The 21,960-nt window shown below is 71.9% G+C and carries 18 protein-coding genes; 8 read left to right on the top strand and 10 right to left on the bottom strand.

The window, feature by feature from the left end; all coding sequences use genetic code 11:
• Positions 1 to 140 precede the first annotated feature (140 nt).
• A complete protein-coding gene (locus tag AGRA3207_RS26140; protein WP_231329654.1) occupies positions 141 to 1,595 on the bottom strand; it encodes an LCP family protein in 1,455 nt (484 codons plus the stop codon).
• A 114-nt stretch (positions 1,596 to 1,709) separates the two neighbouring features.
• Between AGRA3207_RS26140 and AGRA3207_RS26135 the strand changes: the two genes are divergently transcribed.
• Both AGRA3207_RS26135 and AGRA3207_RS26130 read left to right on the top strand, forming a co-directional pair.
• Positions 1,710 to 2,651: a DUF6177 family protein gene (locus AGRA3207_RS26135; RefSeq protein ID WP_231329653.1), complete on the top strand. Its 942-nt coding sequence runs from the start codon at positions 1,710 to 1,712 to the stop codon at positions 2,649 to 2,651.
• A gap of 66 nt (positions 2,652 to 2,717) precedes the next feature.
• Positions 2,718 to 4,148 (top strand): DUF1266 domain-containing protein, encoded by a 1,431-nt coding sequence (locus AGRA3207_RS26130; protein ID WP_231329652.1) that lies wholly within the window; start codon positions 2,718 to 2,720, stop codon positions 4,146 to 4,148.
• Positions 4,149 to 4,187: 39 nt separating this feature from the next.
• Here AGRA3207_RS26130 and AGRA3207_RS26125 read toward each other — a convergent pair whose 3' ends face one another.
• Positions 4,188 to 4,658 carry a hypothetical protein gene (locus tag AGRA3207_RS26125; protein ID WP_231329651.1) on the bottom strand — a complete coding sequence of 157 codons (471 nt, stop codon included), beginning with the start codon at positions 4,656 to 4,658 and terminating at the stop codon, positions 4,188 to 4,190.
• Entirely contained in the window at positions 4,658 to 5,788 is a 1,131-nt protein-coding gene (locus AGRA3207_RS26120) for a CpaE/TadZ family protein (protein WP_231329650.1), read from the bottom strand. The genes AGRA3207_RS26125 and AGRA3207_RS26120 overlap by 1 nt, the downstream gene beginning before the upstream one ends.
• 1,497 nt (positions 5,789 to 7,285) lie before the next feature.
• Between AGRA3207_RS26120 and AGRA3207_RS26115 the strand changes: the two genes are divergently transcribed.
• Positions 7,286 to 7,951, top strand: coding sequence for a hypothetical protein (locus AGRA3207_RS26115; protein WP_231329649.1), 666 nt, complete (start codon positions 7,286 to 7,288; stop codon positions 7,949 to 7,951).
• Positions 7,952 to 8,017: 66 nt separating this feature from the next.
• Here AGRA3207_RS26115 and AGRA3207_RS26110 read toward each other — a convergent pair whose 3' ends face one another.
• From AGRA3207_RS26110 to eccD, 7 genes are all read right to left on the bottom strand, one after another.
• On the bottom strand, positions 8,018 to 9,337 hold the full coding sequence (locus AGRA3207_RS26110; RefSeq protein ID WP_231329648.1) for a S8 family serine peptidase: 1,320 nt from the start codon (positions 9,335 to 9,337) through the stop codon (positions 8,018 to 8,020).
• A 103-nt stretch (positions 9,338 to 9,440) separates the two neighbouring features.
• Entirely contained in the window at positions 9,441 to 10,688 is a 1,248-nt protein-coding gene (locus AGRA3207_RS26105; protein ID WP_231329647.1) for a WXG100 family type VII secretion target, read from the bottom strand.
• A 34-nt stretch (positions 10,689 to 10,722) separates the two neighbouring features.
• Positions 10,723 to 11,094, bottom strand: coding sequence for a hypothetical protein (locus AGRA3207_RS26100; protein WP_231329646.1), 372 nt, complete (start codon positions 11,092 to 11,094; stop codon positions 10,723 to 10,725).
• Positions 11,095 to 11,254: 160 nt separating this feature from the next.
• Positions 11,255 to 11,542 carry a WXG100 family type VII secretion target gene (locus tag AGRA3207_RS26095; protein ID WP_231329645.1) on the bottom strand — a complete coding sequence of 96 codons (288 nt, stop codon included), beginning with the start codon at positions 11,540 to 11,542 and terminating at the stop codon, positions 11,255 to 11,257.
• Between the two features lie 43 nt (positions 11,543 to 11,585).
• Entirely contained in the window at positions 11,586 to 11,906 is a 321-nt protein-coding gene (locus AGRA3207_RS26090; protein ID WP_231329644.1) for a WXG100 family type VII secretion target, read from the bottom strand.
• Positions 11,907 to 12,147: 241 nt separating this feature from the next.
• On the bottom strand, positions 12,148 to 13,557 hold the full coding sequence (eccB, locus tag AGRA3207_RS26085; protein WP_231329643.1) for a type VII secretion protein EccB: 1,410 nt from the start codon (positions 13,555 to 13,557) through the stop codon (positions 12,148 to 12,150).
• Positions 13,558 to 13,566: 9 nt separating this feature from the next.
• Complete coding sequence (eccD, locus tag AGRA3207_RS26080; protein ID WP_231329642.1) at positions 13,567 to 14,922, bottom strand: type VII secretion integral membrane protein EccD; 1,356 nt, start codon at positions 14,920 to 14,922, stop codon at positions 13,567 to 13,569.
• Between the two features lie 472 nt (positions 14,923 to 15,394).
• Between eccD and eccCa the strand changes: the two genes are divergently transcribed.
• The 5 genes from eccCa to AGRA3207_RS26055 all read left to right on the top strand — a co-directional run bounded on the left by eccCa (position 15,395) and on the right by AGRA3207_RS26055 (position 21,922).
• Positions 15,395 to 19,369 carry a type VII secretion protein EccCa gene (gene eccCa, locus AGRA3207_RS26075; RefSeq protein WP_231329641.1) on the top strand — a complete coding sequence of 1,325 codons (3,975 nt, stop codon included), beginning with the start codon at positions 15,395 to 15,397 and terminating at the stop codon, positions 19,367 to 19,369.
• A gap of 519 nt (positions 19,370 to 19,888) precedes the next feature.
• Positions 19,889 to 20,191, top strand: a complete 303-nt coding sequence (locus tag AGRA3207_RS26070; protein ID WP_231329640.1) for a hypothetical protein — start codon at positions 19,889 to 19,891, stop codon at positions 20,189 to 20,191.
• A gap of 57 nt (positions 20,192 to 20,248) precedes the next feature.
• On the top strand, positions 20,249 to 20,923 hold the full coding sequence (locus tag AGRA3207_RS26065) for a hypothetical protein (RefSeq protein WP_231329639.1): 675 nt from the start codon (positions 20,249 to 20,251) through the stop codon (positions 20,921 to 20,923).
• A 41-nt stretch (positions 20,924 to 20,964) separates the two neighbouring features.
• On the top strand, positions 20,965 to 21,417 hold the full coding sequence (locus AGRA3207_RS26060; protein ID WP_231329638.1) for a YbaB/EbfC family nucleoid-associated protein: 453 nt from the start codon (positions 20,965 to 20,967) through the stop codon (positions 21,415 to 21,417).
• 16 nt (positions 21,418 to 21,433) lie between these two features.
• Entirely contained in the window at positions 21,434 to 21,922 is a 489-nt protein-coding gene (locus AGRA3207_RS26055) for a hypothetical protein (RefSeq protein ID WP_231329637.1), read from the top strand.
• Positions 21,923 to 21,960: the final 38 nt, after the last annotated feature.

The raw sequence follows: 21,960 nt of genomic DNA, 5'->3' as shown, positions 1-21,960 counted from the left end.
TTGTGACGCTTTGGCACGGTTGATGGTTGGCGCGCCGCCACCCTACCGGCGCGCCACGTCCGTGACGCCCGCCTTGACTGGTTCTTCACATCCGCGCAACCTGGTGGGCGCGGCGTGCTTCCTCATGTCTGCGTGTCTTCTCAGGTCTGTCCGCAGATGTCAGCGTCCGCACGGATCTCGCCGGTCACGCTGGGCAGTGTCCGCTTCAGGCCGCGCAGCGCGGCACCGTCCCTGCCGATGACCAGGTAGACGTAGCCCGGCCTGCCACCCGCCCAGGCGCGCGGCGGATGGCCGGGCAGCGCGATGGCGAGGCGCGCGGCCTGCCGCTCGGCGCCCCGGCCGTACAGGATCTGGGTCGGCGCCGAGGACGACGCCTTGCGAGAGCCGACCTTGACGACCTGGAACCCGCGCTCGGCGAGCTGGTCGGCCGTCCGCTGCGCGAGGCCGGTGGACGCCGTCGCGTTGTAGACGGCCACTCTGACCTGCGCGGGCGGAACGGGCGGCACCCGCGTGCCGTTCCCCTGCGCGGGGACGGGCGCGGGCGGCGCCGGCTCGGGCACCTTGTTGTCCTCGCGGACCGCCCGGAACAGCGGCTCCGCAAGTACCTGGTTGAACTGCACGCGGTTCTTGTCCTGCGGGTACGGCTGCACCGGCACGGTCACGAAGCGGACCTTGCCCGCGCTCATCCCGCGCAGGCCGCCCGCGAGCTTCTGCATCACCGACAGCGTGAGCCGGTCGTCCGCCTTGATGGACTTGGTGGCGGCGGACAGGAACGCGAACGTCCGCCCAGGGTCGGTGAGCATCCCCCGGTCGGTGGCCTTCTTCACCACCGACGCCATGAACGCCTGCTGTCGCTTGATCCGGTCGAGGTCGGAGCCGTCGCCGAGCACGTACCGGGTGCGGACGTAGCCGAGCGCCTGGTCGCCGTGCACGATCTGGCGGCCCTTCCTCAGGTGCAGCTCGGCCTTCGGGTCGTCGATGCGGCGCGGGACGCAGATCTCCACGCCGCCGAGCGCGTCCACGACCCGCTTGAAGCCGGAGAAGTCCACCTCGACGAAGTGGTCGATGTGGATCTTGGTGAGGGACTCGATCGTCCGCCAGGTGCAGGCCGGGCCGCCGGTCGAGAACGCCGCGTTGATCATCCCGAACTGGGGCGGGGACGAGCCGCCTCCCGGCTTCTTGCACGGCGGGATGCCCACCATCGAGTCGCGGGGGAAGCTGATGCCGATCGCCTGCTCACCGCCGGGCGAGATGTGCAGCAGGATCGTCGTGTCGGAGCGCTGCCCGGCCTCCTCGCCGTAGCGGGCGTTCTCCCCCGCGCGGCTGTCGGAGCCCATGAGCAGGATGTTCATCGAGTTGTTGAGCTTGGCGGGACGGTCGTCGCCGAGCTTGCCGTCCACGTTCTCGCGGTCGATCTGGCCGTCCAGCCGCCGCCAGAACCCGTACGCGGTGAGGCTCGCGACCACCAGCACCGCGGACATGCCGATCGACACCCAGCCGAGCACGCGCCACAGGCGCCCCCGCGCCGGCGGTCCCGGCGGCCGGGGGGCGCTGTCCGCGTGGGACGCGGGCGGCCGCGCGGCGGTCTGCTGCATCCGTAACATTCCAGCACAGAAAGGACACCAGCCACGCGGGTCGCGGCAAAGTCGTCCGGTCAAGGTCATCCGGCCCGCGGACGGCGGTCCGAAGCCCACTAAACTCGGACGAAGATGAGCATCGTCGACGCAATGACCGACCGGGCCATGGTCGTGCTGCAGGACCGGCCGGTCGTGCCGCTGAGCGCATGGCTGGCGAGGGCCGTCGCGGACTGCGTCGGCAGCGGGCGCACCCTGCAGCTCGTCACGCCCCTGGACTCCCGGCTGTCGCTGCCGCTGCGCACCACCGCCGCGGGCACCGGCGTGCTGTGGGTCGTCCGCAACGGGGACGGCTACTACGAGGGCCTCACCGGGCGTCCGCTGAAATGGAGCGGTGCGGCGTTCGTGCCCGTCCCCGAGGCGCGCGACTACGCCCCCGGGTTCACGACCCGTCCCACCGCGCCGATCGGCTCGCAGCTCACCCTCGTCTACCGCGTCCGGCACGGCGCGGACGGCGACCTCGGCGGGCCCGTCGAGCACCTCCTCACGCTCCTCACCGGGAAGGCGCCCGCCGGGGTCGGCCCCGCCGAGCCGCTGGAGCACCCGTGGCGCGGCGACCGGCTCACCGAGTACGCGCGCGCCCGCTCCGCCTCCCGGCTCCTCGTCATCGGCGACGGCCCGCGCCCCGCCCAGGCGATCTGCGACTTCACCACCACCGAGGGCGGCGGCGTCGCCGAGGTCACCACCGTCACCATCGGCTACGCGCCCGCCGACCCGCCGCCGCTGGGACACCTGTCCTCGCTCGTCGGCGCGCTCGCCGCCGGGCAGCCGGTGGCGTCACTGTTCGTCCAGCTCAACCCCGGCCGCGCCGACCTCACCACCGAGCCCCGCTGGACGGGCGCGGCCGCGCCCGTCGCACTCGCCGTCACCGGCACCGTCGGCGGGCCGGACGGCATCCCCGGCCGGCAGGTCGGTCCCCCGCACGCGCCGATGACGCTCTTCCCGCTCGGCGACGGACGCTCCCCGGAGGGCTGGCAACGGCACCGCCTGCTGATGCGGCACCTCCAGCCCGCCTGAGGGTGTCACCCCTCACACGGACCACACCGATGATCAACATGTCGGCGATGGGGTACGGTCCTGCCCATGGAACAGGCCCGCCGCCTCGACGCGCTCGAGCGGGCCCTCGCCGGGACCCTCGCCCGGGGATCGCTGAGATTCGACGGCGACGAGGGCGTCCTGCGGGTCGAGGGCCCACTCGTCCTGACGACCGGCTGGTCCGCCTTCCTCGGCGCCGGAGGCGTCGTCCTGCTCCTGCTCGGCGCCGCCCTGTCGCTCACCGGCCTCCAGGACGAGGCGCGCTGGGCCCTCGCGCCCGGCGCGGCGCTGCTCGCGCTCGCCTGCGTCCTCGTCCTGCTCCTGCGCTTCACCCGGCTCGCCGCGCACTGGCCCAGGCTGGAACTGCGCTTCGCCGAACGCGCGATGGTCTACCGCCGCACCCGCGTCCCGTTCGGCGAGCTGCGCCCCGAGCACCTGGTGTGGAAGGACGGCCGTGTCTTCCAGCGCCTGTACGTCCGTCACCCGTCCCTTCACCGGCAGCTCGCCGGTTTCTTAAGGAGCGAGCAGAGGCAGGCCGCCGAGTTCCGGGACCGGCTCTGGGAGCTGATCCGCGACCCGGACGCGCACGGCACCCGCACCGCGCGCGGTGAGCGCGGCCTGACCCCGGTGCAGCGCTGGATCCTCGGCGCGGCCGCCCCCTACGGTGCGATCAACGGGTTCCGCCCCGACCGGCTCGGCGCCACCCCCGGGCCGGGCGCGGACACCGACCGCCGCGCCGCCCAGGAGCTGCTCCGCGAACCGTGGGGCGCCTACGACCTCGAACAACTCCTCGGCGCCGTCAACTGGCTCGTCCAGGACGGTCACCGCGCCGACTTCACCCAGGACGCCGCCCTCGCCGAACGCACCCCCGCAGAACGCAAGGAGTACGCGAACCTCCTCCGTGAGGTCGACGACCTCATCGCCCGCGACGTCCTCGAACCGCCGTTCGTGGAGCGTTTGATCGCGCTCGTCCGCGTCCGCTACGGGACGCGGGGCGCCGCGTACGCCCGGCTCGTCCCGCCCCTCCTGCGCGAGCAGCCCGGCGCCGACGCCGGGGAGGAGGGCGCCGAGCTCGGCCGCTTCCTGCACCGGCTGTTCAATGACCGCGACCACGCCGCCCACGAGCTCCACCGTCTCAAGACGCTGGAGGACCCGGCGCTGCGCGCCAACGTCGGCCGGTTCCTCATCTGGGACTACGGCCGCGCGCTCATGCTCTACCGCTGGGGCCACATGGTCGGCTGGCTCACCGAGGAGTACTGCTGGGAGCGCATGCTCCCGCTCGCCCTCGACATCCAGCGCCGTTACACCTCGTGGGAGGACATGGCGACCTGCTATCTCCAGGGCCGCCTGCTGTGGTCCGGCGGCGGAGGCCAGTCCCAGGCCGAGTACGAGCGGGTGGTCGAGGAACTGTCCGCCGACCCGCACGGCCCGTGGAAGCTCGTCCCCTGGAAACAGGACCTGACCCGCGACTGGCGGTAGGTACCTCCCTGCCATGGCGAGGCCACAGCGACCTTGGGGTCAGCCGCCTATGACGCCGTCGCGATAGGCGGCGCCGCCCGATGTGCCCGCGGACGCGCCGCCCTCCGCGGGGACGTCGGGATCGATCGCCTTCCAGCTGCGCGCCGGGGCCTCGATAGCGCCGTCGGGGTAGACCGTTCCGCCGAGCCAGTGCACGAGGGAGTCGGCGAACCTGCGCGCCAACCGCGCCGCCTCGGGGACGTCGGCGACGGCGCGCACGTCCACCCACCAGACGGGCGTGACGACCCGGGCCGCGAACTCCGCCCCGAGCAGCCGCCCGATCTCGCCCGGCACCGACACCTGCACCGCGTCCTCGATCGAGACGAGCAGCCGCCCGCCCGCGTCGTACAGCAGCGTCGGCTCCGGCTCGCCGCCGCGCAGCTCCAGCGCCTCCCCCATGGCGATCATGCCGTCGGCGACCGCGTGCACGTCGGGACGGCGCCGCACCAGCGCGACCAGGTCACTGCTCATCAGGACACTCCGGCGGTGAGCGAACGCGAGAAGACCTCGTGCACGACCCGGATCACGGAGCTGCGCGCGGCGGCGGAGATCCGACCCATGTCCAGGGAGCCGCCGGTGGCGAGGTGCCGGTCGTAGGGGACGGACACCACGGGCAGCCCCCACGCGGTGAGCATCTGGTGCGCCCGCTCCAGGTCGGCGCCCACCTGCGGGGCGTGCGACACCATCGCGATGACGGTGCGGCCCAGCAGCTCCTGCTGGTCGTTCCCGGCGAACCACTCCAGCGCGCCGCGCGCGCTCAGCGCCCCGTCGACCGTCCCCGGCGTCACCAGGACGAGGCCGTGCGACGTGGCGATGACGCCCCGGTTCAGCTCGGTGAGGATGCCCGCGCCGCAGTCGACGACCGTGGCGGTCACATACCGGCCGACCAGGCTGAGGGCCTGCTGGAACGTCTCCAGGGTGAACTCGCCCGCGATCCGCCCGCCGCGCGTGGACGACAGCACGAACAGCCCGTCGGCGGTCCGCGACAGGAACCGCGCGGCCTCCTCGAACGAGCGCGGGTTCTGCCCGGCCAGCTCGAACAGCGACAGGTCCGGCCGGACGCCGAGGCGCAGCGGCAGCGAGCCCAGCTCGGCATCGGCGTCGGCGGCGAGCACCCGGTCCGCGCGGTGCCGCGCCAGCTCGGTCGCCACGAGCGCGGCCATGGTCGTCTTCCCGGCACCACCGCGCACGCTGGCGACCGCGATCTGCCGCGCGGAGGGCACCGGATGCCGCATCAGCTCCGCGAACGCCTCCACCCCCCTGGCGTCCCCCGACCCGCCGCCGACGACGCGGAAGACGCCCTGCCGCATCCGGCGCCCCAGCGGGTCGCCGTGCTGGTTCTTGCGGACGAGCTGCTCGGCCGCCACCTGCGCCTGAGGGTTCTGCACGCCCGCGACCGGACCTTGGCCACCAGGTGCATGAGGATGCTGCGGGGCGGCCGACCCCGGTGCGCGCGCCGAGGCGGCGGCGGATCCGTCCGGCGCACCGGACGGATCCGCCGTCCCCACGCCGGGTATCGGGCTGACCGCCGCGGCCCAGTCGAAGTCGGGGTGGACGAGCGGCTCGGCGGCCTGGGCACGTTCGGCGGCCTGCTCGACCACGGGCCGCTCCGGCGCCGAACGACCAGGCGACGGGATCTCGTCACCGCTTCCGGACGGCGGCAAGAAAGGCGCCTGCGGCGGAGACGCCGATTCCTCGCCAACCTCCTGGACCACCGGCCCGACCGGAACGGAAGAAGCCGCCGTCTCAGACGCCAAAGGCGCAGGCGGAACGTCTGTAGGCGAAGCAGGCGCGGACGCACCCGGCGCAGGCGGGCCAGGCGGCGAAGGCAGCTCCCCGCCGTCCTGCGACGGCGAGAGAGAAGGTGCCGGAGCAGACGCGGACGCAACCTGCGCAGGCGGGGCAGGCGGCGAAGGCAGCTCCGCGCCGTCCTGCGACCGCGAGAGAGAAGGTGCCGGACCGGACGCGGACGCGACCTGCACAGGTGGGGCAGGCGGCGGAGGCAGCTCGGCGTCGTCCTGCGACGGCGAGAGAGAAGGTGCCGGAGCAGGCGCGGACGCAACCTGCACAGGTGGGGCAGGCGGCGAAGGCAGCTCCCCGCCGTCCTGCGACCGCGAGAGAGAAGGTGCCGGAGCAGACGCGGACGCGACCTGCGCAGGCGGGGCAGGCGGCGAAGGCAGCTCCGCGCCGTCCTGCGACCGCGAGAGAGAGCGTGGCGGCGCGGACGCGGACGCGACCTGCGCGGGCGGGGCGGGCGGCGGAGGAAGTTCCCCACCGTCCGGTGACCGCAGGGGGGAAGGTGCCGGAGCGGACGCGGACGCAACCTGCGCAGGTGAGGCAGGCGGCGGAGGGAGTTCCGCGCCGTCCTCTGACCGCGGGAGAGAAGGTGCCGGGACGGGTGCGGGCGCGACCTGGGCGGGCGGGGCGGGTGGTGGAGGGAGTTCCGCGTCGTCTTGTGTCGGCGGGAGGGAAGGTGTCTGCGGAGGGGCGGTCGGCTGCTCCTCCGGGGGGTGCGCAACGGCCGCCGCGGCGATCGGCGCGGCGGGCGGCTGCTCAGGGGCGGGCCGTGGCGGTGCCTCGGCGCCCCAGGTGGCCGGGGGCTGGGCGGATGGCGCGTCGAAGACCTGGAATCCCCGGTTCGGGACGCCGATATCGCGCAGGACGGCCTGCTGCCAACTCGAGTCGGACACCTGCCTCCCCTCTCCTTCGCAAGCCTACGAGACACTCGTCACCCCACGCACCGCCGTTGGGCCGTGAGGCCCGTCCCGCAGGGGGTGCGCGGCACTTGCGATCGTTCCCACCGGCCAAGACGTGGTGATAAGCGGTGAAATCACCGCGACCATCCCGCTAGTCTTGCCGGACCTCATTCGGCACCCCGCACGTGATATCAGCACGGAGCACTCATGAACCCCCCTGAATGGCCCGGTCAGCCACCTGGCCAGCCGGGATTCCCGCCGCCGGCCGCGCCCGCCGCACCGCCGCCCGCGCCCCCGAGGGCGCCCATCGGCGCGCCGATGGGCGGCCCCCCTATGCCCGGACCGCCCATGCCTGGCGGGTTTCCGCCACCTCCTCCGCATCGCGGTGGCGGCGGTGCCGCGGTGCCGCTGCTCATCATCGGGGCGGTCGTCGTGCTGGCCCTGGTCGGCGTGGGCGCGTTCGTCCTGCTGAAGGATGACGGCAAGGACGACCCTCCGCCCGTGACGCTGGCCTCGCCGACCAGTCCCCTGTTCACGGCGCCGTCCGTCGAGCCGAGCCCGACGACCACCGGCGGCGGGACGACGTCCGACCCGTCCACCGTGCTCTCGGAGACGGTGCGGACCGCCCAGGGCAACACCTTCACCCGCGCGGGGACCCGCACGGAGTCGTGCATCACCCGCGCCAACAGCAAGATGCTGTCGGAGCTGAGCACCAACCCGTGCATCGGCAGCATGTACTCGGCGGTCTACGCGAACCCGTCCCGGACCATCATCACGGCGATCTCGATCGCGAAGTTCGCGAGCCCGTCCGCGGCGAGCACCGTCGGCAACGCCACCAACCAGCAGGGGTGGCCGAAGCTGCTGACCCCGTCCGATGCGAGCGGCCTTCCGCAGCCGCGCGCGAACCCGGCCTACTGGACGCGCACCTGGACCCGCGGCTCGAACGTGATCTACGCCCAGTCCTACTGGTCCAGCGGCGGCCCGACCGGCGGACGCACCGGCTCGGTGTTCGCCACCGCCGGTGAGATCGGCGTGGAGATCACCAACACGCTCCTCTGGAGCAGCTGAGGCCCCGCGCTTCACGACGGACGGGCACGGGCGGCCTTCCGCCCGTGCCCGTTCCGCGTTCCCGGCCTACCGCGCGGGCGGTTGCGGAGGGGCGCCGTCCCCGGGCGGCTGCCACGGCTGGGCGGGAGCCTGCGGCTGGTAGTGCGGCGGCTGTCCTTGAGGCACGCCCGGCTGCGCGGGCGGCCGGGTCTGCCCGAAGCCCGGGGGGACGCCGGGGCCGAAGCCCGTGCCGGGTGCGGGCGGTCCGGGCGGGCCGCCCTTCTTGCGCCGGGCGAAGAAGAACGCGAAGACGCAGATTCCGAGACCGACCGCGACGATCGCGGCGTACCCGATGACGTCCCCGGTGCCGATGCCGCCCGAGTCCGGCTTCTCCACGGGCTCGGCGGCCGCCTTCTTGTTCCGCTTGGCCCACCGGTCGTAGTCCTCGAAGACGGGGTTCGCCGTCCCCTTCGGCACTTTCCCCGTGAGCACGCGGTTGGGCCGGACGACACCGAACCCGGTGCGCTTGTCCCTGCCCTTGTCGTCCACGTCGAGCGCGGACGCGATGAGCCGCCGGACCAGCTCGCGGTTCGACATCTCCGGGAACTTCGCCCGCAGGACGGCGATGACGCCCGAGGTCAGCGCGGTGGCGTCACTCGTCCCGCTGCCGCCGTAGAGACGTCCGTCATTGCCGAGGGCGACCGTGCGGACGCCGGGGGCGGCCAGGGTCACGTAGTCCTGGCGCTGGCTCTTCTCCCACGGACGCGAGGCGGTGTCGATCGCGCCCACCGCGACGACGCCCTTGCAGTTCGCCGGGGAGTTGCTGGAGTTCGCGCCGTCGCCGTCGTTGCCCGCCCCGGCGACGACGATGGCGTTCTTGTCGAGGGCGTGGGCGATGGACCGCTGGAGGTCGGCCGGGCACGGGCCCGGCACCGCCTGCGACAGGTTCACCACCGTGGCGCCGTGGTCGACGACGTACCGGATGCCCTTGGCGTAGGCGTCCGTGCTCTGCGCCACGACCGAAAGTATCTTGGCGTCGGGCGCGACCCCGACCATGCCCGTCGCGCGGCCCTGACCGGCGATCAGCGACGCCATCGCCGTGCCGTGCCCGCCCTCCCGCTTGGTGTCGGTGAGGCCGTCGCCGCTCCCGTTCTCGGCGTCGATGCCGGGGAGCACGACGCCCTTGAGGTCCGGCAGGCCCGCCTCGACGCCGGAGTCGACGAGCCCGACGGTGACGCCCTTCCCCTTGGACTCCGGCCACAGCAGATCGTCCACACCCCAGGCCGGGAACCACCATTCGCCCTTCAGCGGCTTGACGTCCGCGGCGGCCGCCCCCGGTGCCCCGGCTGCCGCGATGACCAGCAGGGCAAAAGCCGAGCAGACCAGTCTCCGACCACGCTGCAGCATCCGTGCTCCTCGTCCACAGCAATCGATTCGGCAAAAGCATAGGCAGGCCAGGTCGGACTGGCCTGCCTATGCGGTCGCCTCCGCCATCACCTCGGGCTCTGCGTCAACCGATCACCGGGGGCGCGGTGTCGTCGTCGCCGCCCCAGACGTCCTCGTCCTCGGTGAGCCACGTGCTGCGCTCGCGCTCCTCGCCGTCGCCGCCGCCGTGGCCGCCCGCGCCCATGGGCATGCCCATGCCGGACATCCCGCCGCCCTTGCCGAGCGCACCGGCGCCCATCAGGCCGCCGGGACCACCGCCCAGGCCGCCGCCGAGACCGCCACCCGGGCCACCGCCCAGGCCACCCGCGCCGAGACCGCCACCGGGGCCACCGCCCAGACCGCCGCCACCACCGCCCGGTCCGAGACCGCCGCCGCCACCACCGCCGGGGCCGGGCGGCAGGCTGGCCAGGTCCGTGCCCGGACCGCCGGCGCCGCTACCGGGCCCGCCGGGCAGGTGGGGTCCGCCGCCGGGACCGTTCGGACCGCCCGGGCCGCCGGGACCGCCTGGGATGTCCGGTCCGCCGCCGGGACCGCCCGGGCCGTTGGGGCCGTTCGGGGAGTCAGGTCCCTTGGGGATCTCGGGGCCGCCGCCGGGACCCTTGGGCAGGTCGCCGCCGGGACCGCCGCCGGGGCCGCCGCCGCCGGGCATCTTCGGGGTCTTGGGGCCGCCGCCCGGGGGGTTCTCCGGGTAGGGCTGCTGGTTCCGGACGTTCGGGTCGACCTCCGGCATGTCCTGGCGGATGTCCGCCGGGAAGTTGTTGTTGGAGTTCTTGGTGCCGTCGTTGATGGCGTCCATCACGTCGTCGGCGGCCCAGTTGTTGCCGATCAGGCCCGCGATCGCGCTGGGGGCCGTGACGGGGTTGACGGCCATCGCCCGCGCGCCCCAGTTCGCGACGTCCTTGACCCAGCTGTCGTTCGGGCTGCCGGAGCCGTAGGACTGCTTCCACTGCCGCTGCTGCTTGGCGTGCGTCGCGAGCGCGGTGCCGGTGTCCGAGGACTTGGTCTCGATCTCCTGCGCCTGCCGGTAGGCCTTGTTCATCTGGGTCATGGCCTTCTCGGCGTCGTCGCCGCCCCACGCCTCGACCATGCGCTTCGCCTGGTTGTAGATGAGGTCGACCGACTCGTTCATCCGCTTCGCCAGCGCGTTGTAGGTGGTCGCGCCGGTGTCGAGCTTCTCCGGATGCATGCTGTCGACGATCGCCTTGACCTTGTCGAACTGGTCTTCCCAGACCTTGAGCATCCCCCAGCCGCCGGTGCCCTCGCCACCGGTCTGGATGGTGTCCTGCCTGATCTTCTGATTCTGCTTGGTCACCAGCGCTCACCCCTCGTCATCGCGTCTGTGCCGCTCACGTGTAGTTGCCCGGGGACCCGGCGTTCTGGACGCCGTGCTTGGACTTGTCGTCGGCGTCGCGGTGGGTCTTCTCCGAGTTCCGGATCGCCTGGATGACGTTCTCGTACGCGGTGATGAACTGGGAGTAGGTGTTGCCGATCTGCATCTTCGCGGCGGAGACGGTGCCGTACAGGCCGCGGCCCGCGGTGTAGTTCCCCAGCGAGCCCTCGCTCGGCGAGTCGTCCTCCAGCTTGTCGTCATAGCGCAGGCCCTTGAGGGCGCGCAGGTCCTTCTCAAGCTTGTCGGCGATGTCCTTGAGGGTGTCGTGGTGGACACCGATCTCCTTGCCGCCCGTCGACGGCAGGCTCTTCGGGTGGGGGGGTGCCATCTTCGCTACCTCCTGTCAGCCTCTTGCCCCCTGAGCGGCTGTGTCTGGGAGACAAGACGGCACAGCTCTGGTCTTCGTTCGGGGTGGGGCGGGCCCCGGCCGCCGACACGGCCGGGGCCACCTCACTCCCGCGTCCAGCGGACGGGGGCCGGACCCGCGGTCAGCCCCAGATCCCCGAGTTGGAACGCTCCGCCTGCTGGTAGTTGTCGTGCGCGTCGCGGATGGCGAGGCCGAGCTGCGCGACGACGTTCTGCATGTCCTTGGCGGCGCCGTCCCACTGCTTCTGGAACACCCAGTAGGCCTCCTGCGCGGAGCCCTCCCACTGGTTGAGCTTCGTCCGGAGCTTGCCCTCCAGGTCGTTCAGCTCGTCCATCAGCGCGCGGGCGGCCTTGCTGAACTGCGCCTCACCCTCGGTCAGGCCACCGAAATTGGCCCTCGTGTAGCTCATGTCTCTCCTTCTCCAGCCGTCGTCACCTAAATATGAGAGTTGTTCAGGTAGAGCCGTTGAGCAGGGCCTGGACCTTGTTCACGGCCTGCTCCGACATCTCTTCCTTGGACTCGTAGGTGATCTTGGTCTGGACGAGGCTCTGGTGCATTCCCTCCAGCGCCCGCAGCACCTTGCCGAAGTCCTCGTTGAAACGGTTGAACACCGTCTCGAAGGCCATCGAGGCGTTGCCCTCCCAGGCACCGCGCACCTGCTGCTTGTGGCCCTCGAGCTGGGTCTGCAGACCCTTGATGATGTTCGCGGACGCGTCGATGTCATCCGCGGCCTGCTTCATGGCTGCTCTGTCGACGGCAGACTGCTGCCCCATCAGTCACCTCCAGTGACTTGTACCGTGACCCGCGGTCGTGAGCCGGGCATAGACGCCGGGTCAACGCCATAAGCCCCCGTTTCGGCAGCGCAAAGGACCCTGAGGCCGATGATGGCGGGGGGTCGCACCGCAGAGTAGCCAACACGATAGGTGTGTTTGATCACCCTGTCCATCCGTTTCGCACGAGGATGGGACGCAATGGGGATCTCCGCGGTTCGGTTCGTCGCCGAGGTCTTCACAATCAGTTCCCCGCCGGTGTGCCCGCGCCCGCCGGGGCCGTGACGGCGTCCGGATCCAGCACCGGTCCCTGGGCGATCAGGTCGAGGACTCCGGCGGGCACCTTTGAGGCGTTCCCCGGGAGTGCGTAGCCGAGCTTCTGAGCCGTCTCATTGTCCTTGATGGGGAATCGTTTTCCCTCGGCCACCAGGTAATAGGTGCTGACCTCATTCGCCTTTCCCGGGCTCGGGACGCGGCCGGCCAGCGCCGCGCCGCCGGGCGGGAACACCAGCTGGTCGGCGCCGGCCGGCTGGACGGTGTCGGGCGGGGCGGGCAGGTCGCCGCCGAGGGTGAGGGCGGCGTCGGAGTTCCCGCTCGGATCCGAGTACACCGCGCACAGCGGGCTCGTCTCCTTGAACGGGACGATGCCCGGCGCCTTGCCCTCCAGCTGCCGGTCGCGCAGCGGCCGCGCGGACTGCGGCACGGCGTTGACCCGTCCCGCGTCCACCTCGATCGGGCGGACGGGCTGGTTCCCGTACGCCCTGCGGATCTGCGGGTCGGCGACCAGCAGGTCCCGCTGGAGCGGGGTGACCTGCGCGAGGCCGTCGCCGAGCAGGACGTACGAGGCCGCCGCGCCCGAGGCCGTGCTCACGCTGAAGATCTGGCCGACGCGCCCGGCGCCGAGCGGCCCCTGGGCGGGCCGGCCGAGGGCCGGGAGCTGGGGTGCGGCAAAGTCGGGGCCCTGGGTGACGGAGTTGAGCCACTTGCCGGCGATCTGGGTGGCGCTCGCGCCGAGCGTGGTCAGCGCGTACGGCGGCATCCGCATCCGGGTGTTGCGCCAGATCAGCCAGTTCTGCCCGTCCGCGGCGACGACCATCGCCTGGTCCGGGCGCAGCTCGGTGCCGCCCACCCGGCGCCCTGCGGTGAGCGTCACCATCGACCGGCGCCCGAGCGAGGTGCTCTCGACCGCCCGCACGCACACCGCCCACGGCGCCCGCGTCAGTTTCTTCGCGTCGGGCAGCGTGTTCGGGGCACCGGCGATGCCGATCGTCGGGCCGCGTTCGTATTCGGTCAGGGAATTGCCGGACACCGTCCGGCGGCTCTTGGCGTCGGCACCGGCGACGAGCCGCGCGGAGACGTAGTTGGCGACCGGGCACAGCCTGCCGTTCTGGCACCATACGTAACGCGCACCGGTCTCCTTTTCCACGATCAGCATCCCGGCCTTTTCGAGACCGGTGGCGCCCCCCGGGCGGATGACGCCGTAAATGCCGAACGCGGCCATGCAGAGGATGCCGACCATGATGCCGCTGAACGCGGCGATGTTCATCCTGCGCAGCGGCAGCTCGGGATTGTCGGGCTCGCCGGAGACGAGCGCCAGCGAGGCGCGCTGGCTCATCAGGCGGTGTGCTTGCAGAAGGTCCTTGCGAGTCTGCACGCCGCGCTCCTATCCGGCGAGCCCGCGCATGTACGCGAACAGCCCGCACTCTCCGAGGGCCAGCGGGATGAGGGCGATCAGCAGGAACATCTCCAGGATGTCGCCCGCGCGGTTCCAGAACGGCGAGGGACGGTGGCCGGGAAGCCACAGGCCCACCCCCACGACCAGGGCGGTCACCGCGACGAGGGGCAGGAGCCCCCCGGCGGCCATGGTCAGCGGCGAGGCGTCCCAGGACAGCGCGAGGGCCAGCACCCCGAGGCCGAGCATCCCGGGCACCAGCAGCGCCAGGCGCTGCACGCGGCCGCGGAACAGCCGGGAGCGCAGCAGCATCAGGACGGCGATGACCGCGGCCGTGACCGGGCCGAGCCATCCGTCCCGGAACGCCGAGGGGATCTGGCCGAGGACGCCCACGAGCCCGAGGCCCACGGTGAAGCCGGTGATGAACCGGTCCGCGCGGCCGGTGCGGGTCAGCACCTGCTGCCCGTCCACCATGATGGTGTCGCGGCGCAGGTCGTCCGCGCTCTGCGGCACCGGCGGAAGCGTGACCTTGGAGAAGCGGAAGGCGAGCGTGGGGGTCAGCGGCGTCAGCATCATCGCGACCACGACGACGACCGCCGCGATCCCGGCCGCGGACAGGTCCTCGAAGAGCAGCGCGACGCCGGAGCCCGCGGCGCCGAGGAGGCCGCCGACGACCGAGCCCCAGAAGACCGAGGCCCCGTCGGTGACGCCCACGGCCGCGATCATCGCGACGAGCACGAGGACGCCGAACCCCGCGAGGACGTTGAGCGCGTCCAGCTCGGTGAAGGCGTGGTCGCGCGCCGGGCCGAGCAGCCCCGCGAGGAAGGCGTGCGGGAGCGCGGAGAACGCCAGGACGGTCCCGGCCTTCGCGTCGCCCGCCGCCCGCGACGCCACGACCGCCCCGACGGTGAGCAGCAGGGCGATCACCCCCGCCGCCGCGGCCGGGACGATCCAGGGCGGACCGGCCAGCAGGATGATCGCGGCGGCGAACGCCGAGCCCCCGGCCCCGGCGCCGAGCGAGAACGCCCGCGTCCACTCGGGCCGCCAGCGGTCGCGGCGGTCCTTGACGGCCGTCGCGACCACGTCGGCCACGTCGTCGAAGGCCAGCTCCGGAAGCTGTGACATGCCCGGCCGCAGGTAGAGGATCTCCCCGTCGCGCAGTCCCGCCTGCGCGGGGGTCGCCGCGCCGTCGAAGGGCGCCTCGTCCAGCCGCTGCAGGACCCACCCGCCGTGGGCCAGTCCGGCGTCGGCCATCTGGCTGCCGGAATAGTGCAGGATGGCGGGGAAGAACTGGGCGAACGGCACGTGGGCGGGGAGCGAGATATCGATGCGGCGCTTCGGGGCCACCACTGTGACCCTGCACAGCTCAGCTCCGGTGACTGAAGCCACTGAACTTCCTCACATGTAGGCACGGCCCCGCTGGGAGCATCCGGACACCGGCGGAAACCGTAACAACATAGACCTCCCGGCCCGCCGCCCGCGACCATCTTCGTGATCGTCCAGGAGGCCCCGCTTCGACGCCGCCACCGGGGTCCCGGTTCCGAACCGGCGGCCGCGACACCGACGCCGCACGGACGCCGCACGGTCCGTGAAGCGGCGCCTCGCGCGGCGCCCCGTCGAGCCGCGCGAACTCCGGGCCCGGCCTTCGGATTGGTCGTCCCCGCGGGATTTGCCATTGCCGACTCGACGGGGAAAATCATTTCATCGTGATGGTTGCGGCGTCTTGGCCGCAATGGATGATGATCAGGGTGTGCGGGGGCGTATCACCCGTATGATGACCGGTCGCGACGCTAGACGGCCACGAGGGGAGCCCAGTCCAGTGAGCACCGTACTGGTCCGGCGCAAGGAACGGCGCAAGCCCCCGGAGATGCCACGGGGCGAGGTCCTGCTGGAGTCGCCGCCGGAGCTGCCGGAGGTCGTCGCCGACGGATTCCGCAACGTGCTGACGTTCCTGCCGATGGCGGCGGGCTCGGGCGCGATGGCGTTCATGTTCCTGAACCCCAACTCCAACCCGCTGCAGATGGTGGCGGGCGGGATGATGGGCCTGTCGATGTTCGGCATGATGTTCAGCCAGGTCGGTCAGCGCAGCGGCGAGCGCAAGTCCAAGCTGAACGGGGAGCGCCGCGACTACCTGCGCTACCTCGGGCAGGTCCGGGCGAAGGTCCGCAAGGCCGCCGCGCAGCAGCGCGAGGCGCTGGAGTGGTACAACCCCGACCCGGCGCGGCTGTGGTCCATCGTGATGAGCTCGCGGCTGTGGGAGCGCCGCCCCGACGACGCCGACTTCGGGCAGGTCCGGGTGGGCGCCGGGCCGCAGAAGCTCGCCGTCCAGCTGATCGCGCCGGAGACCAAGCCGATCGAGGACCTGGAGCCGATGAGCGCGGGGGCGTTGCGGCGGTTCATGCGGACGCACTCGACCGTCCCGGCGCTGCCGGTCGCGATCAACCTCCGGTCGTTCTCGCGGATCTTCCTGTCCGGGGACGCGGACGCCGCGCGGGCGATGCTGCGCGCCATGCTCATGCAGATCGCCGCCTTCCACTCCCCCGACGACGTGCGCGTCAGCGTCTGCACCTCGCAGGACCGGCTGCCGCACTGGGACTGGGTGAAGTGGCTGCCGCACGCCCTGCACCCCACCGAGCACGACGCCGCCGGGCAGGTCCGGCTGATCGCCCCGACGATGACGGAGCTGGAGGTGCTGCTCGGCCAGGAGATCAAGGACCGGGCCCGGTTCGTGGCGGGGCGCCCGTCCGGCGACCTGCCGCTGCACGTCATCGTGGTGGACGGCGGCATGGCGTCCTACGACTCGCAGATCGCCGCCGACGGCATCGAGGGCGTCTGCGTCGTCGACCTCGCCCAGACCGTCGGGTACACCACCGAGGCCGGGACGCTGCGGCTGAACGTCACCGCCGACCGCGTCCACATGCTGCGCAAGGACAGGACGGGCAAGGACGTCCCGACCTCGATCGGCGCGCCCGACAACGCCGGCGTCCCGCAGGCCGAGGCCCTCGCCCGCCAGCTCTCCCCCTTCCGCTCCAGCGCGAGCGACACCACGGAGGAGGAGGACGTGCTGTCGGGCAACATGACGCTGACCTCGCTGCTAGGGGTCGAGAACGCCTACGCCGTGGACCCGGCGCGGGTGTGGCGGCCGCGCGCCCAGCGCAACCGGTTCCGGGTGCCGATCGGCCTGGACGCCGAGGGCCGCCCGATCGAGCTGGACATCAAGGAGTCGGCGCAGGGCGGCATGGGACCGCACGGCCTGTGCATCGGCGCCACCGGGTCCGGCAAGTCGGAGCTGCTGCGCACGCTCGTCCTCGGGCTGGCGATGACGCACGCGCCCGACATCCTCAACTTCGTCCTGGTCGACTTCAAGGGCGGCGCGACCTTCCTCGGGATGGACGGCCTGGAGCACGTCTCGGCCGTCATCACCAACCTGGAGGACGAGCTTCCGCTGGTCGACCGCATGTACGACGCGCTGCACGGTGAGATGGTGCGCCGCCAGGAGTACCTGCGGGCGATGGGCAACTACGCCTCGCTGCGCGACTACGAGAAGGCGCGGCTGGACGGCGCGGACCTGCCGCCGATGCCGACGCTGTTCCTGGTCCTGGACGAGTTCTCCGAGCTGCTGTCCGCCAAGCCCGACTTCGCCGAGCTGTTCGTGATGATCGGACGGCTCGGCCGCTCGCTCGGCGTCCACCTGCTGCTGGCCTCGCAGCGGCTGGAGGAGGGCAAGCTCCGCGGGCTGGACACCCACCTGTCGTACCGGATCGGCCTGCGGACGTTCTCGGCGATGGAGTCGCGTGTGGTGCTGGGCGTTCCCGACGCCTACGAGCTGCCGCCCGCGCCGGGCAACGGCTACCTGAAGTTCGCCACCGAGCCGATGGTGCGGTTCAAGGCCGCGTACGTGTCGGGCCCGGTGGACGAGCAGCCCAAGCAGGACGAGGCGAGGCAGGGCAGCCAGATCGCGGCGCAGATCGTCCCGTACCTGCCGGGCTACATCCGGCCGCAGGTCATCGAGCAGCAGGCCGCCCCCGAGCCGGCGCCGGAGGAGGGCAAGAGCCAGGCGTCGCTGTTCGACGTGGTCGTGGGGCAGCTCGCCGGGCACGGCGCGCCGGCGCACCAGATCTGGCTGCCGCCGCTGGACGAGCCGCCCGCGCTGAACGAGATGCTGCCCCAGCTCCAGGTCACGCAGGAGCACGGCCTCACCACCGCCGGGTGGGAGGGCCGCGGCAAGCTGTACGCGATGGCGGGGATCGTCGACAAGCCGTTCCACCAGCGCCGCGACCCGTACTGGCTGGAGCTGTCCGGCGGCGCCGGGCACGTCGGCATCGCGGGCGGCCCGCAGAGCGGCAAGTCCACCACGATCCGGACGCTGATGGCGTCGCTCGCGCTCACCCACACCCCCGCCGAGGTGCAGTTCTACTGCCTGGACTTCGGCGGCGGCGCGCTGGCCTCGATGGCCGGGCTGCCCCACGTCGGCGGCATCGCGACCCGCCTGGACGCCGACCGCGTCCGCCGGACGGTCGCCGAGGTCAGCGGCCTGCTGGAGCAGCGGGAGCGGGAGTTCGCCGAGCGCGGCATCGACGGCATCGCGACGTACCGGCGGATGCGCGCCTCCGGCGAGCACCCCGGCGACGGCTACGGCGACGTGTTCCTGGTCGTGGACAACTGGCTGACGCTCCGCCAGGACTACGAGGCGATGCAGGACACCATCACCCAGCTCGCGGCGCGCGGCCTCGGGTACGGCATCCATGTGATCGCCGCGACCAACAAGTGGACGGAGTTCCGCAGCAACGTCCGCGACCTGCTCGGGACCAAGCTGGAGCTGCGGCTCGGCGACCCGTACGAGTCGGAGATCGACCGCAAGCTCGCCGACAACGTCCCCGAGGGCCGCCCGGGGCGGGGCCTGTCCCGCGACGGGTTCCACTTCCTCACCGCCGTCCCCCGCATCGACGGCGGCGGCGCCGACGAGTCGCTGAACGACGGCGTGCTGAAGATGTGCCAGGCGGTCGCCGAGGCGTGGAACGGCCAGCGCGCGCCGCAGGTCCGGATGCTCCCGGACGTCCTGCCGCCGTCATCGCTGCCCTCGCCCGCCGAGACCGGGATGCGCGTCCCGATCGGCATCGACGAGGACGCGCTGGCGCCGGTCTACCTGGACTTCACCCAGGACCCGCACTTCCTGGTGCTCGGCGACGCCGAGTGCGGCAAGTCGAACCTGCTCCGGCACATCACCGCCGGCATCACCGCGCGCTACACGCCCCAGCAGGCCCGGATCATCTTCATCGACTACAGCAGGTCCCTGCTGGACGTGGCCGACACCGAGCACCAGATCGGCTTCGGCGCCTCGGCACCCGCGGCGACGTCCCTGGTCAACGACGTCCGCGGGGCGATGATGGAGCGGCTCCCGCCCGCCGACCTCACCCCCGACCAGCTGCGCTCCCGCTCGTGGTGGACGGGCTCGGAGCTGTTCCTCATCATCGACGACTACGAGATGGTCGCCACGTCCGACAACCCGCTGCGCCCCCTGGTCGAGCTGCTCCCGCAGGCCCGCGACATCGGCCTGCACATCATCCTCGCCCGCGCCATGGGCGGCGCCGGACGCGGCATGTTCGACCCGGCCGTCACCCGCATCAAGGAGATGGCCTCACCGGGCCTGCTGATGTCCGGCAACAAGGACGAGGGCATCCTCCTCGGCAACGTCAAGCCCCACAAGCTCCCCCCGGGGCGCGGCTACCACGTCGACCGCCGCACCGGCACCCGCCTGATCCAGACCGTCCACAACGAAGAGGCCGGGCGGTAGGCCGATGGCGCGGCCGTCAAAGGCGGAAATGCCACCGTCAGGTGGACTCGCTTCCACGCCACCTGCTAGGTTACGGCCTGAATTTACGGCCGCCGAGTCGGCGGCCGGCCCGCTCCCCGGCAATTCCGCGTCGCCCTAACGCGCTCGATCACAGTGCCAGCGGTCACCCGCGAGGGACTTGCACGCGGCGATCACATCCGAAGGATCATCGTGCAGGTATTCGACATCGAACGACGGCGGGGTTCCGGTCACCGCTGAGCCCCTCCCGTCCGGACTTCGGCCAGGACGGGCCCACGCGACGCGGCCGTGCCGGAAGGCTCCGCGGGCGACGCCGCTGACCTGGGCTGCGATTGCCCGGAACACCGCCCGGGGTCCGTCCGCCACCGCCGTCCGAAGGAGCGCGAGAGACGCGAGAGCGGCCCCGCCGGGGAACCGGCGCCGGCGGGCCGGACGCCGTTTCCCACCCTGGAACCCGACCCCATCCGACCGCCGACCGCCTTTCGAAGGGGAGCATTACCCATGAGCGTGGAAGCCAAGGTCAAGGCCGCCAATCTCCGCAAGCTCGGCGACGATTTGGAGAACGCCGCCAAGAACGGACTCGAAAAGGCCAAGGCGCCGCTGGAGAGCATCAGTGTGGGCTTCCCCGGCTTCTCCGTCCTCGGACTGTCGCTGTACTTCGCGCACGAGGTCTTCATCAACCAGTCCAAGGAGAACATCGACAACGCCAAGGACGCGATGACCGACTTCCACAAGGCACTGGTCGCCACGGCGAACACCTGGAGCGAGTCCGACGACTCCAGCGCGGCGACCATCACCTACTGAGACCAGGTCCCGCGGAGGGCGCGCGGCGCCCGTCCCGTCCACCACCGGAGGAAGCGAATGTCCCTCGAATCGGGCATGCCCATGCACCTGGCCGGCACCGCGATGACGTGGGGCTCGGTCTGGCTGTTCCCGAACCTCATCCCGCTCGGCGTCTGGATGACCCTCGGCACCTCCAACCCCGGCATGATCGACGCCGCCGGGACCCACTGGGAGGACGCCAAGAAGAAGATCGACGAGTACGACACGTCCATCAACGACATCAAGAAGCAGTTCGACGCGGACCCCACGAACTGGACCGCCGACGACAAGCTCTTCTTCGACAGCGCCGTCGAGAAGTACCTCGGCGAGCTGAAGAAGGTGCACGACACCGTGGACACGGTCGAGGGGCTCGTCAAGGCCGTCGCGAAGATCCTCTTCGGGCTGTGCATCGCCGTCCTCACGATCGGCGGCGCCGTCCTCGCCATCGCGCTGTTCACGATCGCGCAGCTCCCCATCCCCGTGGTCGGGGAGATCGCGTACTCGATGGCCCAGACGGCGGCCCTCATGCTGATGGAGGTGAGCATCCCCATCTTCACCACCATCCAGGGCTTCCTCATGACGCTGCTGGGGTTCATCACGACCGCGCTGGGCATCGCGGGCGGCACCTACGGCACCCAGCTCATCAGCCTGGGCACCTCCAACCCCGACTTCAAGGAAGTCAAGATCGAGATGCCCTCCGGCCCGCTCAAGTAGCACCCACGCCTGAAACAGGCACTCATCGAAAGCGGAGCGACATGACGGCAGACTTCGGCGAATTCGCGAACATCAATGTGGACGAGGTCCTCCGGCGGGCCCAGGACCAGGCGGCCCGTGTCGCGGCCCTCCAGAAGGAGCTCGCCGACACCGCCGGGCACGCCGAGTCCGAGGACGGCCACGTCAAGGTGTCCTACACCAGCACCGGCGGGATCACCGAGCTGGAGATCAACCCCCGCGCGATGCGGATGGCCTCGGCCGACCTCGCCGACACGATCAAGCGGGTCGTCCAGGAGGCCGCGAACGATCTCCAGGCGAACATCCGTGCCAAGATGGCCGCGGTGTTCGAGGGACAGGAGGACGACCCCCTGGCCATCATCGACGACCCGTCGAAGATCACGGCGAAGATCAGCGACATGCAGGGCCTGATGGAGAGCGCCATGGGCGACGCCTCCCTCCACATGGAGAAGATGCGCAGGCGCATGGGCCTGTGAATTGAGGAGTGTCTCAGTGTCCAAGAAGCAGACGCCCGTTCTCAACGTGCTCCCCGAGACGCGCGCGCAGGCCCTGGAGCTGGTCGCCGACGGCAAGCTGATGCGGGCGGCGGGCCTGGTCCGCAAGGCGACCGGCGCCGACCGCCAGGCCGCGAAGGAGTACGTCGACGGGCTGCGGGTCGAGGTGCTCGCCGGCCGCGTCCCGCCCGAGGTCGAGGAGCGGGCCCGCGCCCTGGTCGCCGAGGGCAAGACGATCGCGGCGGCCAAGCACGTCGTCCAGGCCACCGGGCTCGGCCTCCAGGACGGCAAGCAGTACGTCGACGCGCTGCGGGCGGGACGCGTCCCCGGCCGCGACACCGGGGGCGGCGGGGGCGGCGGGACGCTCTCGGACCGTGTGCGGGCCTTCGTCGCCGCCGGGGACAGGCCGTCGGCCGTCGCCCTCGTCCAGGCCGAGACGGGCATGGGCCCCGAGGAGGCCGAACGTTTCGTCGCCGCCCTGGAGTGACCCGCTGCCCTGTCTCTGTGGGGGGACGACCCCCCACA

The sequence above is a fragment of the Actinomadura graeca genome (assembly GCF_019175365.1).
Taxonomy (GTDB): Bacteria; Actinomycetota; Actinomycetes; order Streptosporangiales; family Streptosporangiaceae; genus Spirillospora; species Spirillospora graeca.
This window is presented reverse-complemented; position numbering and strand designations above follow the sequence as displayed.

Bases quoted from the DNA above. Each gene is read 5' to 3' on its own strand.
- AGRA3207_RS26140 (WP_231329654.1), bottom strand. From the start codon at position 1,595: ATGCAGCAGACCGCCGCGCGGCCGCCCGCGTCCCACGCGGACAGCGCC.
- AGRA3207_RS26135 (WP_231329653.1), top strand. From the start codon at position 1,710: ATGAGCATCGTCGACGCAATGACCGACCGGGCCATGGTCGTGCTGCAG.
- AGRA3207_RS26130 (WP_231329652.1), top strand. From the start codon at position 2,718: ATGGAACAGGCCCGCCGCCTCGACGCGCTCGAGCGGGCCCTCGCCGGG.
- AGRA3207_RS26125 (WP_231329651.1), bottom strand. From the start codon at position 4,658: ATGAGCAGTGACCTGGTCGCGCTGGTGCGGCGCCGTCCCGACGTGCAC.
- AGRA3207_RS26110 (WP_231329648.1), bottom strand. From the start codon at position 9,337: ATGCTGCAGCGTGGTCGGAGACTGGTCTGCTCGGCTTTTGCCCTGCTG.
- AGRA3207_RS26100 (WP_231329646.1), bottom strand. From the start codon at position 11,094: ATGGCACCCCCCCACCCGAAGAGCCTGCCGTCGACGGGCGGCAAGGAG.
- AGRA3207_RS26095 (WP_231329645.1), bottom strand. From the start codon at position 11,542: ATGAGCTACACGAGGGCCAATTTCGGTGGCCTGACCGAGGGTGAGGCG.
- AGRA3207_RS26090 (WP_231329644.1), bottom strand. From the start codon at position 11,906: ATGGGGCAGCAGTCTGCCGTCGACAGAGCAGCCATGAAGCAGGCCGCG.
- AGRA3207_RS26070 (WP_231329640.1), top strand. From the start codon at position 19,889: ATGAGCGTGGAAGCCAAGGTCAAGGCCGCCAATCTCCGCAAGCTCGGC.
- AGRA3207_RS26065 (WP_231329639.1), top strand. From the start codon at position 20,249: ATGTCCCTCGAATCGGGCATGCCCATGCACCTGGCCGGCACCGCGATG.
- AGRA3207_RS26060 (WP_231329638.1), top strand. From the start codon at position 20,965: ATGACGGCAGACTTCGGCGAATTCGCGAACATCAATGTGGACGAGGTC.